The following is a 13,855-nucleotide window of genomic DNA, read 5'->3' as shown; positions in this document are numbered from 1 at the left end:
TACTTTTTGGCGTTTGAAAAAGTGAGTCGCTGTAAGAGCGAAACCGCCAGCGGCAACTCCCGCAGCAACGGATATGCCCCCAATCCAATCCCAAAACCCCAAACACAAAAAAAAGGCGCGATCCTCTCGAATCGCGCCTTTCTCATGTCCCGCTATCTATCAGCTACCCAGCGCCTTCGACGCCAGCCAGAACAACCCGGCCGACAGCGCAACCGTCGCCGGCAAGGTCAACACCCAAGCCAACAGAATGGTGCGAACCGTGCCACCCTGCAGGCCGCTCTTGTTAGCAACCATGGTGCCCGCCACGCCCGAGGACAGAACGTGCGTGGTCGACACCGGCAGGCTGAAGATGTTAGCCATACCGATCAAACTGGCCGTGGTGATCTGCGCCGACATGCCCTGGGAATAGGTCATGCCCTGCTTGCCGATCTTCTCGCCAATGGTCAATACCACGCGTTTCCAGCCAACCATGGTGCCCAGGCCCAGAGCCAGCGCGACCGCCAGAATCACCCAGAACGGCGCGTATTCAGTGGTGGTGGTCAGGTCTTTGCGCAGCTTGTCGAGGTCAGCCTTTTCACGGGCTTCCAGGCCAGGCAGCTTGCCAACCTTTTTCGCAGTGTCGTCCAGGCACAGCAGGTAACGACGCACTTCGATGCGGCTCTCCGAAGACAGCGAGTGGTAGTCCGCTACGCCTTTAAGCGTGTGCAGCAGGGCGGTGATGGTCGGTTCGGTCTGCTGCGGGTTGCAGCGGAATTTCTCCGGCAGGTCGCCTTCAACGCTCTTGCCCAGGGCCAGGAATTCACCCAGCGAATCGGCATTGCGTTGGTAGAACTGGCTCAGGTGCAGGGTCGCATCGCGAGTGCGTTCGATCTGGTAGGTGGTGCTGTTCAGATCGAGAACGAACTGCGCCGGGACGATACCAATCAACACCAGCATGATCAGGCCGATGCCTTTCTGGCCATCGTTGGAGCCGTGCACGAAGCTCACGGCCATGGCCGAGATCACCAGTACCAGACGGTTCCAGAATGGTGGGTGCTTCTTGTCGTCGATCTTGCGGCGCTGTTCCGGCGTCTTGTGCATCTTCGACAGCGGGCGCCACCATTTCAGGCCGATCAACACCAGCGCGGCTATCAGGAAGCCGGCCATCGGCGAGAACACCAATGAGGCGCCGATGTCGATCGCTTTCTGCCAGTTCACGCCGTCAGCCAACGGGATATCGTTGATCAGGGCATTGGCCAGGCCGACACCGAGGATCGAGCCGATCAGGGTGTGCGAGCTGGACGCCGGGATACCGAAGTACCAGGTGCCGAGGTTCCAGGTGATTGCCGCGGCGAGCAACGAGAACACCATCGCCAGGCCATGGCCGGTGTTCACATTGATCAGCAGTTCCACCGGCAGCAAGTGGACAATGGCATACGCCACGCCAACGCCACCCAGCAGCACGCCGAGGAAATTGAACACACCGGAAAAGAACACTGCCAGATGAGGCGGCATGGCTTTGGTGTAGATAACAGTGGCTACCGCGTTAGCGGTGTCATGAAATCCATTGATGAACTCGAAGGCGAGGACAAACGTCAGGGCGAGCAAGAGGCTCACAAGCACCCAAGCATCCAGTCCGCTGAATAAATCGATCATGAAGGTTTTCTGACCCGGTCGTAAGGGGGCGCGATTATGCCAGAAAAGACTGGAAATCGATGCCCTACCTGCTCATCGGTTACGCACTTCTTCGATTTAATTTGTTGCAGCGCATGAAAACCTAGCGTCTTGCAGGGTTTTTCAAGTCATTGATTTTGTTAGTAAAAGCATTGTTTTGCAGGTAATTTCGGCCATGCGCAAGGGTCTCAAACGCTTGTCTGAAATATCTGTGAAACGTGTAGGACGCCCGTCCTCAACCCGCCAGACCGGTTGATGGCCGCTGCCCGCGGGTAGCGGGCGCGCAAGGCATCGTCGTTCCACCGCGCTCGTAGCCGGTATGGACGCAAACCTTCAAAAGCAACGAACACCGTAGCTCAAGGCTCTTCGGCTTTGAGTTCCTTTTCGATCTTTTCGATTTCTTGCTTGAAGACCTGATCCTGAACGGTCGGGCGTTTACGCCACGCTTTGCGTTCCGGTTCGGGTTGAGCGGCGTAGGTGGTGACTTCCCCGCCGTAAACTTCCTTGTAACGTTGTTCCTGGCGCTCAAGTTCCGCGCGCAGTTCGTCTTTCGTCACAGTGCTACCTGTATGAGTTGAGTTAAGTGTCTGGTGAAACGCACTGCAACGAATCGATTGAACGAAGCCACCGAGCATCCAACACCCGGACAGGCATTGGTGTAATCGGTGGGGCGATCAAGACTTCCGTGTTACAGGCGGCTACGGCACCAGATAAAAACTGACGCAGCATCAGTTTCCTGTTTCAGCGAGCGCAGGCGTTGCATGAGTGATGCGCGTCAGGCGCTGGCCGGGCTGTTGGCGATGGACATCGCCGCAGCGAGTGAAAACCTCGACGATTAAAAAACGAGGTGCCACTGAGGTGCATTATAGCGGTCGATTCGGGAATGACTATCTTTGCCAAGTTAAAAACGGTTCCGGATGTGTGATTGTTTTGTGACTCGCAACTTTTGTTGCTAGTTGCAGTGCACGCTGGCCCTTATTTGCCGCGCGATCAGTTTTTGGCGTCATTTAGTCGAACAACTTAGGAGGTGATTCAAATAACGGCCGAAGTTGCGCGAACCCCGGAAAGGGTTTGAGGCGGCCTGCACAGCTGATTGCGATTATCGGTCGGCGGTTCGATAATCGCCCAATCTTGCGGCCCCGACGCTTGTGCATTGGTCGGCAAGCCGTTTGTATAGCCCATTGATCCGTGCCGTATAGAAGGACAAGAAATGAACGATCAAATGCGCAACTCTTTCACCTCCGTGGCGCCGCCGATCGTCGCCTCACCGGCCAAACGCATCCAGGCGCTGACCGGTGATCCGGACTTCATGACCTCGCTGGCCCGTGGTCTGGCGGTGGTGCAGGCGTTCCAGGAGCGCAAACGCCATCTGACCATCGCCCAAATCAGTCACCGCACGGAAATTCCCCGCGCCGCCGTGCGCCGTTGCCTGCATACCTTGATCAAACTCGGTTACGCCACCACGGACGGTCGCACCTACTCATTGCTGCCCAAAGTACTGACCCTCGGCCACGCTTATCTGTCGTCGACGCCGTTGGCGGTGTCGGCCCAGCCGTACCTCGACCGCATGAGCGAGCAACTGCACGAAGCCTGCAACATGGCCACGCTCGAAGGCGACGACATTCTCTACATCGCCCGCTCGGCAACCACGCAGCGGCTGATTTCGGTGGACCTGTCGGTGGGCGGTCGTTTGCCGGCGTACTGCACGTCGATGGGGCGGATTCTGCTGGCAGCCCTCGATGACACATCGCTGCGTGAATACCTCGATCACGCCGAACTGGTCGCCAAGACCAGTCGCACGATCCATACACCCGATGCGCTGCTCGAATGCCTGCAGGAAGTGCGGCAGCAGGGCTGGTGCATCGTTGACCAGGAACTGGAGCAAGGCCTGCGCTCAATTGCCGTGCCAGTCTACGATGCTTCCGGCCAGGTGGTCGCGGCGCTCAACGTCAGCACTCACGCCGGTCGCGTCAGTCGCACCGAGCTGGAGCAGCGCTTCCTGCCGGGCCTGCTCAGTGCCAGCCGCGACCTCAGTGCGCAGTTGTTTGCCTGATGAAGCTGTTCGATAAACGCACAGTGTTGCGTTTATCGAATTGACGCTAAAACCCCCGGATCATTAATGTCGCGGCAGCGTCATCCGGCGCTGATGTGAATGAGCCCGCCGGACTGTCGACTCCCATAATAATGACAAGAGGCAACTCACCATGCGCACGCTCTCCGACTGTCTCCGCTCCACCCGCTGTTGCCGGGTTTCCCGCAACGCCTGATCCAGACCTTCTATTCTTGTGACCGTGCCGCGTTTTGGCCGGCCGCCGTTCGACTGCGTTTTTTGCGTGGAATAAAAATAATGAACCAGCCTCAGTCCGCTGTGGGTAACTGCCTCGACGTGCAGACCTTCATCAATGCCCAACCGATCTCGCGCTATCAATGGCGGGTGGTGATTCTGTGTTTCCTGATTGTCTTTCTCGATGGCCTCGACACCGCGGCGATGGGCTTCATTGCCCCGGCGCTGTCGCAGGACTGGGGCATCGACCGCGCCAGCCTCGGTCCGGTGATGAGTGCTGCGTTGATCGGCATGGTTTTCGGTGCATTGGGTTCCGGCCCGTTGGCTGACCGCTTTGGACGAAAAGTCGTACTGGTGGGCGCGGTGGTGCTGTTCGGTGCTTTCAGCCTGGCGTCGGCGTACAGCACCAACGTTGAACAATTGCTGGTGCTGCGCTTCCTCACTGGCCTGGGTCTGGGCGCCGGAATGCCGAATGCCACCACACTGCTCTCGGAATACACCCCGGAGCGCAAGAAGTCGCTGTTGGTGACCAGCATGTTCTGCGGCTTCAACCTCGGAATGGCTGGAGGCGGGTTCATTTCCGCCAAGCTGATTCCGGCATTCGGCTGGCACAGTCTGTTGCTGATTGGCGGGGTTCTGCCGTTGATCCTTGCCGTGGTGCTGTTGTTCTGGCTGCCTGAGTCGGCGCGTTATCTGGTGGTGCGCAATCGTGGCACTGACAAAGTGCGCAAGACCCTGGCACCGATCGATCCGGTCACCGTCGCTCAAGCCTCCAGTTTCAGCGTGCCGGAACAGAAAACCGTCAAGGCACGTAACGTGTTCGCGGTGATTTTCTCCGGCACTTACAGCACCGGCACCTTGTTGCTTTGGCTGACCTATTTCATGGGCCTGGTGATCGTTTACCTGCTGACCAGTTGGCTACCGACGCTGATGCGTGACAGCGGCGCGAGCATGGAACAAGCCGCGTTCATCGGTGCGCTGTTCCAGTTTGGTGGGGTATTGAGCGCGGTCGCTGTGGGATGGGCGATGGACCGCTTCAATCCGCACAAGGTCATCGGCATTTTCTACCTGTTGGCCGGGGTGTTTGCCTACGCGGTGGGGCAGAGCCTGGGCAACATCACCTTGCTGGCGACCTTGGTGCTGGTGGCCGGCATGTGTGTGAACGGTGCGCAATCGGCGATGCCGTCGCTGGCGGCGCGGTTTTATCCGACGCAGGGGCGGGCGACTGGCGTGTCGTGGATGCTGGGAATTGGCCGCTTTGGCGCGATTCTCGGGGCTTGGATGGGCGCGACGTTGTTGGGGTTGGGCTGGAATTTTGAGCAGGTGTTGACGGCGTTGGTGATTCCGGCGGCGTTGGCCACCACGGCGGTGGTGATCAAAGGCATGGTCAGTCATGCGGATGCGACTTGAGTTTCATGCGTAGAAATATTCGTTGAATGTTCTGGCCTATTCGCGAGCAGGCTCGCTCCCACATTTGGAATGCGTTCCCCTGTAGGAGTGAGCCTGCTCGCGATGCTTTTGATTCGATTGTTAGGAGAACAACAATCTGTTCGATAAACGAACACTCAGTCGATTATCGGATTGTTTGGTGAATTTCCCAGGCTTAATCTTCAGTGACTCCGGCGCTGAACCTCGCGCCTTTTTATTACTGGCGATTCATTACAAAAACAGGAGCCCGCTCCATGGCTGAGATCCTTTCGCTGCACGACGCGGTGAAGCAATTCGTCAACGACGGTGACACCGTCGCACTCGAAGGCTTCACTCACCTGATCCCTACAGCAGCGGGTCATGAAATTATTCGTCAGGGCAAGAAAGATCTGACGCTGGTGCGGATGACGCCTGACCTGATCTACGACCAACTGATCGGCGCCGGTTGCGCACGTAAACTGATTTTCTCCTGGGGCGGCAACCCGGGTGTAGGTTCGCTGCACCGTCTGCGCGATGCGGTCGAGAAGCAATGGCCGCACGCTCTCGAAATCGAAGAGCACAGCCACGCCGACCTGGCGAATGCCTACGTGGCCGGCGCCTCCGGCCTGCCATTCGCGGTGCTGCGTGCTTACGCCGGCTCTGACCTGCCGAAGGTCAATCCACTGATCAAAACCGTGACCTGCCCGTTCACCGGTGAAGTGCTGGCGGCGGTACCGTCGGTGCGCCCGGACGTGACCGTGATCCACGCACAGAAAGCCGACCGCCAGGGCAACGTATTGCTGTGGGGCATCCTTGGCGTACAGAAAGAAGCTGCTTTGGCTGCCAAGCGCTGCATCGTCACCGTCGAAGAAATTGTCGACGACCTCAACGCGCCAATGAACGCCTGTGTCCTGCCGACCTGGGCCTTGAGCGCGGTCTGCCACGTACCCGGCGGCGCGCACCCGTCCTACGCCCACGGTTACACCGAGCGTGACAATCGTTTCTACCAGGCGTGGGATCCGATCGCCCGCGACCGTGAGACGTTTACCGCGTGGATCAACGAATACATCCATGGCTGCGCTGACTTCAGCGCGTTCCAGGCCAAGTTGGCCGCTGCTTCGGAGGCCAAGTAATGACTTACACCACCAATGAAATGATGACCGTCGCGGCGGCCCGTCGCCTGAAGAACGGCTCGGTGTGCTTCGTCGGCATCGGCCTGCCGTCGAAAGCCGCCAACCTTGCGCGTCTGACCTCGTCGCCGGACGTGGTGCTGATCTACGAATCGGGTCCGATTGGTGCCAAGCCGAGCGTGCTGCCGCTGTCGATCGGTGATGGTGAGCTGGCGGAAACCGCTGACACTGTCGTACCGACCGGTGAGATTTTTCGCTATTGGTTGCAGGGCGGGCGCATCGACGTCGGTTTTCTCGGCGCCGCGCAGGTCGACCGTTTCGGCAACATCAACACCACCGTGGTTGGCGATTACTTCTCGCCGAAAGTGCGCCTGCCGGGCGCCGGTGGCGCGCCGGAGATTGCCGGTTCGGCGAAAAGCGTGTTGATCATCCTTAAACAGTCGGCGCGCTCGTTTGTCGACAAGCTCGATTTCATCACCTCGGTCGGCCACGGCGAGGGCGGCGACTCGCGCAAACGTCTGGGTCTGCCGGGCGCCGGGCCGGTCGGGATCATCACCGACCTGTGCATCATGGAACCGGAAGAGGGCACCCACGAATTCGTGGTCACCGCACTGCACCCGGGCGTGACCCGCGAGCAAGTGGTCGCGGCCACCGGTTGGGCGATTCGTTTTGCCGAGCAGGTTGAAAACACCGCTGAACCGACTGAAGTCGAACTGACTGCACTGCGTGATCTCGAAGCACGCACCGCGGCCGCCCACGGCCAGGCGCCGGGAGAAGCATGATGCGTGAGGTTTATATCTGCGATGCGATTCGCACCCCGATCGGCCGGTTCGGCGGCGGACTGTCCGCCGTGCGCGCCGATGACCTGGCCGCCGTGCCGATCAAGGCCCTGATGGAACGCAATCCCTCGGTGGACTGGAACGCCATCGATGAAGTATTCCTCGGCTGCGCCAACCAGGCCGGCGAAGACAACCGCAACGTTGCGCGCATGGCGCTGCTGTTGGCGGGCCTGCCGGACAGCGTGCCGGGCGTGACTCTCAATCGCCTCTGTGCTTCGGGCATGGACGCGATCGGCACCGCATTCCGGGCGATTGCCAGCGGCGAGATGGAGCTGGCGATTGCCGGCGGCGTCGAGTCGATGTCCCGCGCACCGTTCGTGATGGGCAAGGCTGACGCGGCGTTTTCGCGCAACATGAAACTGGAAGACACCACCATCGGCTGGCGTTTCATCAACCCGTTGATGAAAGCGCAGTACGGCGTCGACGCGATGCCGCAGACTGCCGACAACGTCGCCGACGACTATAAAGTCTCGCGCGCCGATCAAGACGCCTTCGCTCTGCGCAGTCAGCAACGTACCGCCGCCGCGCAGGCTGCCGGCTACTTCGCTGAAGAAATAGTCGAAGTGCGAATTGCCCACAAGAAGGGCGAAACCGTGGTCAGCCAGGACGAACATCCCCGTGCCGACACCACGATTGAAGCGCTGACTAAACTGAAACCGGTCAACGGCCCGGACAAAACCGTCACCGCCGGCAATGCCTCCGGCGTCAACGACGGTGCCGCTGCACTGATTCTGGCGTCCGCCGAAGCCGTGAAAAAACATGGCCTGACCGCCCGCGCCAAAGTGCTCGGCATGGCCAGCGCCGGTGTCGCGCCGCGGGTGATGGGCATCGGCCCGGTACCGGCGGTGCGCAAACTGATCGAGCGCCTCGGCGTAGCCGTCAACGATTTCGACGTGATCGAACTCAACGAAGCGTTTGCCAGCCAAGGCTTGGCGGTGCTGCGTGAACTGGGTCTGGCGGACGATGCCGCGCAGGTCAACCCGAACGGTGGCGCCATTGCCTTGGGTCACCCGCTGGGCATGAGCGGTGCGCGTCTGGTGCTGACTGCCCTGCATCAGCTGGAAAAAACCGGTGGCAAGAAAGGTCTGGCGACCATGTGCGTCGGTGTCGGCCAAGGTCTGGCCCTGGCCATCGAACGCGTCTGACGCAAGCCGTGACGAAAAAGAACAGAGGAAAGCGACATGTCTGACAAGCCTGGTTACCGTCGTCCGCAGGAAGGCACTCAGCCTGAGTACCTGCACCCGACGTATCAATCCACTAACCTGCGCTCGCCGTCGAAGCCGTTGGTGTTTCTGCCGCACTCGCTGTCGGAAATCACCGGCCCGACCATCGGCGCCGAGCGTGTGGGCGACACCGATAATGACCTGACCGCCCAGCATGCAGGCGAGCCGCAAGGTGAGCGCATCATCGTTCACGGCCGCGTGCTCGACGAAAACGGTCTGCCGGTACCGGGAATTCTGGTGGAGATCTGGCAGGCCAACGCCGCCGGCCGCTACAACCACAAACGCGACTTGCACGATGCGCCGCTGGACCCGAACTTCACCGGCACCGGCCGCACCGTCACCGACGCCGACGGCTGGTATCAGTTCCAGACCATCAAGCCCGGCGCCTACCCGTGGGGCAACCACCACAACGCCTGGCGTCCGGCGCATATCCACTTTTCGCTGTTCGGGCCGAGCATCCTCACCCGTCTGGTCACGCAGATGTACTTCCCGGGCGATCCGCTGCTGGCCTACGACCCGATCTACAACTGCGTGCCGGACACTTCGGCCAAGGAACGCCTGATCGCCAGTTTCGATCTGGAAAAAACCATTCCGTCCTACGCCCTCGGTTATCGCTGGGACATCGTGCTGCGCGGGCGTGAAGCCACGCCGATGGAGAAATAAGATGACGCTGACTGCGACCACGTCCCACACCGTCGGGCCGTACTACCACATCGGCCTGACCTGGCTGAACCGCGAAAACCTCACTGTCGAGCAAACCCTCGGCGAGCGCGTGGCGATCACCGGGCAGGTGGTGGACGGCAATGGCGATGTCGTCAACGACGCCATGCTCGAAGTCTGGCAGGCCAACGCCGCCGGCAAGTACGACCACCCGGAAGACGAGCAGGACAAACCGCTCGATCCGCATTTCGAAGGCTTTGGCCGGGTGCCGGTGGATGCAGAAGGGCGCTTCCGCTTCACCACGATCAAACCGGGTACCGTAGAGGGCCTGAAAGGCTCGACGCAGGCGCCACATCTGGTGGTGCTGGTGTTTGCCCGTGGACTGGTCAAGCACTTGCTGACGCGGATCTACTTTGAGGGCGAGCCGGCGAACGTTGATGATCCGTTGCTCGAATGCGTACCGGCGGAACGTCGCAGTACCTTGCTGGCCAAGCAGGACGCCTCGGGTGTTTACCAGTGGAATGTGATTCTGCAGGGCACTGATGCCGAGACCGTGTTCTTCGATTACTGAAGAACACCCCACTCCTACAAGGGAACTGTGTTGCAGATGGAACTGTGGAACGGGACTGTTGCAAAGTATGTCTAGACTCTCACTGTCCCTATCGAGTGCAAAACAATGACAACCACCACCTCCCATTACACCGGTGAAGAGCGCAGCAAGCGCATCTTTGCCATTGTCGGCGCCTCGTCCGGCAACCTCGTCGAATGGTTCGACTTCTACGTCTACGCCTTTTGCGCGATCTATTTCGCCCCGGCGTTTTTCCCCTCCGACAACCCGACGGTGCAACTGGTCAACACCGCTGGCGTGTTCGCTGCCGGCTTCCTGATGCGCCCGATTGGCGGCTGGATTTTTGGCCGGGTGGCGGACAAGCACGGGCGCAAGAACTCGATGCTCATCTCGATTCTGATGATGTGCTTCGGCTCGTTGCTGATCGCTTGCTTGCCGACCTATAAGGACATCGGCGTCTGGGCACCGGTCCTGCTGTTGTTCGCACGCTTGCTGCAAGGCCTGTCGGTCGGCGGCGAGTACGGCACCACCGCGACCTATATGAGCGAAGTTGCACTCAAGGGCCAGCGCGGTTTCTTCGCTTCGTTCCAGTACGTGACGCTGATCGGCGGGCAACTGCTGGCGGTGTCGCTGGTAGTGGTCCTGCAGCAGTTCCTCACTGAAGAAGACCTGCGCGCCTACGGCTGGCGGATTCCGTTTGTGGTCGGTGCAGTGGCGGCGCTGATTTCGCTGTTCCTGCGTCGCAGCCTGAAAGAAACCACCAACAAGGAAACCCGCGCACACAAGGACGCCGGCAGCATCAGCGCGCTGTTCCGCGATCACAAAGCCGCGTTCATCACCGTGCTCGGTTACACCGCCGGTGGCTCGCTGATTTTCTACACCTTCACCACCTACATGCAGAAATATTTGGTCAACACTGCGGGCATGCACGCCAAGACCGCCAGCTACATCATGACCGGCGCGCTCTTCCTTTATATGTGCATGCAGCCGCTGTTCGGCATGCTCGCCGACAAGATTGGCCGACGTAATTCGATGCTCTGGTTCGGCGCGCTCGGCACGCTGTTTACCGTGCCGATTCTGCTCAGCCTGAAAAGCGTCAGCAGCCCGTTCCTCGCATTTGTGTTGATCACTGTGGCATTGGCGATTGTCAGTTTCTACACCTCGATCAGCGGCCTGGTGAAAGCCGAGATGTTCCCGCCGGAAGTCCGCGCCCTCGGCGTCGGTCTGGCTTATGCGGTGGCGAACGCGATCTTCGGCGGCTCGGCGGAATTCGTCGCCCTGAGCCTGAAGAACATCGGCATGGAAAACTCCTTCTACTGGTACGTGACGGCGATGATGGCGATCGCCTTCCTGTTCAGTCTGCGCTTGCCGAAACAGGCGGCGTATTTGCACCACGATCTCTAACCCGAAGCGCGCGGGCCGTGATGGCCCGCGCCGGCAAGGACTGTTTATGACTCAGCGACCGGGCAATCAATTGTTCGATGCCTACTTCACTGCTCGCGATATGCGTGAGGTGTTCTGCGATCAGGGCCGCGTGCAGGCCATGCTCGACTTCGAAGCGGCGCTGGCGCGGGCCGAGGCGCGGGTCGGGTTGATTCCTTCTGCGGCTGTCGCACCGATTGCTGCGGCGTGTAACGCGGGGTTATATGACTTTGCGGCGCTGGGCGAGGCGATTGCCACGGCCGGCAATTCGGCGATTCCGCTGGTCAAGGCATTGGGCAAGCAGATTGCTGCCCGCGACGCTGAAGCCGAACGTTACGTGCATTTGGGCGCGACCAGTCAGGACGTGATGGATTCCGGGCTGGTGCTGCAATTGCGTCAGGCGCTGGAGTTGATCGAAAGCGACCTCGCGCAACTGGCTGACTCTCTCGCCACCCAGGCGCAACGTCATGCCGCTACGCCGCTGGCCGGACGCACTTGGCTGCAACACGCGACGCCGGTAACGCTCGGCATGAAAATCGCCGGATGGTTGGGCGCTGTTACTCGCAGCCGCCAGCGTCTGCGTGAACTCAAGCCGCGTCTGCTGGTGCTGCAATTTGGCGGTGCTTCCGGGACGCTCGCAGCCTTGGGCGAACAAGCCTTGCCGATTGCCGAAGCGCTGGCTGAAGAACTGCAACTGACCTTGCCGGAACAGCCGTGGCACACCCAGCGCGATCGCGTGGTCGAGTTCGGCGCGGTGCTCGGTTTGATCGCCGGCAGCCTCGGCAAATTCGGCCGCGACATCAGCCTGTTGATGCAGACCGAAGCGGCTGAGGTTTTCGAGCCCTCGGCGCCGGGCAAGGGCGGCTCGTCGACCATGCCGCACAAACGCAATCCGGTCGGCGCGGCGGTGTTGATCGGCGCGGCGACGCGCGTGCCGGGTCTGGTCTCGACGCTGTTCAGCGCCATGCCGCAGGAGCATGAACGTAGCCTCGGTTTGTGGCATGCCGAATGGGAAACCTTGCCGGAGATTTGCTGCCTCGTTTCCGGTTCGCTGCAACAGGCACGCTTGCTGGCTGATGGCCTGGAAGTCGATGCCGAGCGCATGGGCCGCAACCTCGAATTAACTCAGGGGCTGGTGCTGGCCGAAGCCGTCAGCATCGTCCTCGCCCAGCGTGTCGGCCGCGACGCCGCGCATCACCTGCTCGAACAATGCTGCAAACGCGCGGTGGCCGAGCAGCGCCATTTGCGCGCCGTACTCGGTGATGAGCCGCAAGTCACCGCTGAGCTGAGCAACGCTGAACTCGATCATCTTTTGAACCCCGCCCACTATCTCGGTCAGGCGAAAACCTGGGTCGAGCGTGCGGTGGCCGAACACAACGCATTGTCTGTCTGAAAGGAGAGGGCTGTGGCTTTCGTTCAACTCGCCGATGGCGAACTGCACTATCAAATCGAGGGCCCGGTCGATGCGCCGGTGCTGGTGCTGTCCAACTCGCTGGGCACTGATCTGCACATGTGGGACGCGCAGATGCCGGCCTTCACCGAGCACTTTCGCGTGCTGCGTTTCGACACCCGTGGCCATGGCCAATCGCTGGTGACGGCGGGCCCGTACAGCATCGAGCAACTCGGTCACGACGTGCTCGGTCTGCTGGATGCACTGCATATCGAGCGTGCGCATTTTTGCGGACTGTCGATGGGCGGCCTGATCGGCCAGTGGCTGGGCATCAATGCCGGGCATCGTCTGAACAAGCTGGTCGTCTGCAACACCGCAGCTAAAATCGGCGATCCGTCGGTGTGGAACCCACGCATCGAAACCGTGCTGCGTGATGGCGCAGCGGCGATGGTTGCCCTGCGTGATGCATCGATTGCCCGCTGGTTTACCCCGGACTTTTCGGCTGCTCATCCGGCAGCGGCCAAGCAGATTACCGACATGCTCGCAGCCACTTCGCCTCAAGGTTACGCGGCCAATTGTGCGGCGGTGCGTGATGCCGATTTCCGCGAGCAACTGGCGTCGATCAATGTGCCGTTGTTGGTGATTGCCGGCACCGAAGACGCGGTGACACCGCCGTCCGGTGGGCACTTTATTCAGGAACATGTACGCGGTGCCGAGTACGCCGAGTTCTATGCGGCGCACCTGTCCAACGTGCAGGCTGGCACGGATTTCAGTGAACGCGTGTTGGCGTTTTTGCAGGCTAAGTGAGGAAGTTTTTGTGGACGAGAAACAACGTTACGACGACGGCATGCAGGTACGCCGCGCGGTGCTGGGTGATGCCCATGTCGATCGCAGCCTGACTACGCTGACCGAGTTCAACTCGGAGTTCCAGGAGATGATCACCCGGCATGCCTGGGGCGATATCTGGACGCGTCCGGGCTTGCCTCGGCACACGCGCAGTTTGATCACCATCGCGATGTTGATCGGCATGAACCGCGAAGGTGAGCTGAAACTTCACCTGCGTGCGGCGGCCAATAATGGCGTGAGCCGGGGCGAGATCAAGGAAGTGATCATGCAGAGTGCGATTTACTGCGGGATTCCGGCGGCGAATGCGACGTTTCATCTGGCGGAATCGGTTTGGGATGAACTCGGGGTTGAATCCCGGGAGTGACGGTTGAAACCGAAAAAGATCGCAGCCTTCGGCAGCTCCTACATTTGGAATGCGTCCCCCTGTAGGAGC

The 13,855-nt window shown here is 60.3% G+C and carries 13 protein-coding genes; 11 read left to right on the top strand and 2 right to left on the bottom strand.

Annotation, left to right across the window (positions count from 1 at the left end):
• Positions 1-159 precede the first annotated feature (159 nt).
• Together ACW9IR_RS25415 and ACW9IR_RS25410 are read right to left on the bottom strand one after the other, a co-directional pair.
• Positions 160-1,635 (bottom strand): inorganic phosphate transporter, encoded by a 1,476-nt coding sequence (locus ACW9IR_RS25415; protein WP_102902706.1) that lies wholly within the window; start codon positions 1,633-1,635, stop codon positions 160-162.
• Positions 1,636-2,009: 374 nt separating this feature from the next.
• Positions 2,010-2,210, bottom strand: coding sequence for a hypothetical protein (locus ACW9IR_RS25410; RefSeq protein WP_008080067.1), 201 nt, complete (start codon positions 2,208-2,210; stop codon positions 2,010-2,012).
• 653 nt (positions 2,211-2,863) lie between these two features.
• On the opposite strand from ACW9IR_RS25410, the gene pcaR reads away from it, so the two are divergent.
• From pcaR to pcaC, 11 genes are all read left to right on the top strand, one after another.
• Positions 2,864-3,706, top strand: a complete 843-nt coding sequence (gene pcaR, locus ACW9IR_RS25405; RefSeq protein ID WP_007917109.1) for a pca regulon transcriptional regulator PcaR — start codon at positions 2,864-2,866, stop codon at positions 3,704-3,706.
• A gap of 294 nt (positions 3,707-4,000) precedes the next feature.
• Complete coding sequence (locus ACW9IR_RS25400) at positions 4,001-5,347, top strand: MFS transporter (protein WP_095119182.1); 1,347 nt, start codon at positions 4,001-4,003, stop codon at positions 5,345-5,347.
• 272 nt (positions 5,348-5,619) lie between these two features.
• Complete coding sequence (locus ACW9IR_RS25395; protein WP_099758203.1) at positions 5,620-6,477, top strand: CoA transferase subunit A; 858 nt, start codon at positions 5,620-5,622, stop codon at positions 6,475-6,477.
• Complete coding sequence (locus ACW9IR_RS25390; protein ID WP_102902707.1) at positions 6,477-7,256, top strand: CoA-transferase subunit beta; 780 nt, start codon at positions 6,477-6,479, stop codon at positions 7,254-7,256. The genes ACW9IR_RS25395 and ACW9IR_RS25390 overlap by 1 nt, the downstream gene beginning before the upstream one ends.
• Positions 7,253-8,458: a 3-oxoadipyl-CoA thiolase gene (pcaF, locus tag ACW9IR_RS25385; RefSeq protein WP_180988188.1), complete on the top strand. Its 1,206-nt coding sequence runs from the start codon at positions 7,253-7,255 to the stop codon at positions 8,456-8,458. Before ACW9IR_RS25390 ends, pcaF begins: the two co-directional genes overlap by 4 nt.
• A 36-nt stretch (positions 8,459-8,494) precedes the next feature.
• Positions 8,495-9,199 (top strand): protocatechuate 3,4-dioxygenase subunit beta, encoded by a 705-nt coding sequence (gene pcaH / locus ACW9IR_RS25380; protein ID WP_102902709.1) that lies wholly within the window; start codon positions 8,495-8,497, stop codon positions 9,197-9,199.
• Position 9,200: 1 nt separating this feature from the next.
• Positions 9,201-9,767 (top strand): protocatechuate 3,4-dioxygenase subunit alpha, encoded by a 567-nt coding sequence (gene pcaG, locus ACW9IR_RS25375; protein ID WP_102902710.1) that lies wholly within the window; start codon positions 9,201-9,203, stop codon positions 9,765-9,767.
• 105 nt (positions 9,768-9,872) lie between these two features.
• Positions 9,873-11,168: an MFS family transporter gene (locus ACW9IR_RS25370; protein ID WP_095049154.1), complete on the top strand. Its 1,296-nt coding sequence runs from the start codon at positions 9,873-9,875 to the stop codon at positions 11,166-11,168.
• Between the two features lie 46 nt (positions 11,169-11,214).
• The gene (locus ACW9IR_RS25365) at positions 11,215-12,579 is read left to right on the top strand and encodes a 3-carboxy-cis,cis-muconate cycloisomerase (protein WP_457465383.1); all 1,365 of its coding nucleotides are present in this window, start codon (positions 11,215-11,217) and stop codon (positions 12,577-12,579) included.
• A gap of 12 nt (positions 12,580-12,591) precedes the next feature.
• A complete protein-coding gene (gene pcaD, locus ACW9IR_RS25360) occupies positions 12,592-13,383 on the top strand; it encodes a 3-oxoadipate enol-lactonase (protein ID WP_457465381.1) in 792 nt (263 codons plus the stop codon).
• Between the two features lie 10 nt (positions 13,384-13,393).
• Positions 13,394-13,786, top strand: a complete 393-nt coding sequence (gene pcaC / locus ACW9IR_RS25355; RefSeq protein WP_025110738.1) for a 4-carboxymuconolactone decarboxylase — start codon at positions 13,394-13,396, stop codon at positions 13,784-13,786.
• Positions 13,787-13,855: the final 69 nt, after the last annotated feature.

The organism is Pseudomonas sp. SDT291_1_S447, from assembly GCF_054070155.1.
Note: the sequence above shows the minus strand (reverse complement) of the source record. Positions and strands in the feature narration are given on the sequence as shown.

What these genes read in the sequence shown, in the direction of transcription:
- pcaF (WP_180988188.1), top strand. Translation starts at nt 7,253, where the DNA reads ATGATGCGTGAGGTTTATATCTGCGATGCGATTCGCACCCCGATCGGC.
- pcaH (WP_102902709.1), top strand. Translation starts at nt 8,495, where the DNA reads ATGTCTGACAAGCCTGGTTACCGTCGTCCGCAGGAAGGCACTCAGCCT.
- ACW9IR_RS25415 (WP_102902706.1), bottom strand. Translation starts at nt 1,635, where the DNA reads ATGATCGATTTATTCAGCGGACTGGATGCTTGGGTGCTTGTGAGCCTC.
- pcaG (WP_102902710.1), top strand. Translation starts at nt 9,201, where the DNA reads ATGACGCTGACTGCGACCACGTCCCACACCGTCGGGCCGTACTACCAC.
- ACW9IR_RS25365 (WP_457465383.1), top strand. Translation starts at nt 11,215, where the DNA reads ATGACTCAGCGACCGGGCAATCAATTGTTCGATGCCTACTTCACTGCT.
- pcaR (WP_007917109.1), top strand. Translation starts at nt 2,864, where the DNA reads ATGAACGATCAAATGCGCAACTCTTTCACCTCCGTGGCGCCGCCGATC.
- ACW9IR_RS25370 (WP_095049154.1), top strand. Translation starts at nt 9,873, where the DNA reads ATGACAACCACCACCTCCCATTACACCGGTGAAGAGCGCAGCAAGCGC.
- ACW9IR_RS25390 (WP_102902707.1), top strand. Translation starts at nt 6,477, where the DNA reads ATGACTTACACCACCAATGAAATGATGACCGTCGCGGCGGCCCGTCGC.
- ACW9IR_RS25400 (WP_095119182.1), top strand. Translation starts at nt 4,001, where the DNA reads ATGAACCAGCCTCAGTCCGCTGTGGGTAACTGCCTCGACGTGCAGACC.
- ACW9IR_RS25395 (WP_099758203.1), top strand. Translation starts at nt 5,620, where the DNA reads ATGGCTGAGATCCTTTCGCTGCACGACGCGGTGAAGCAATTCGTCAAC.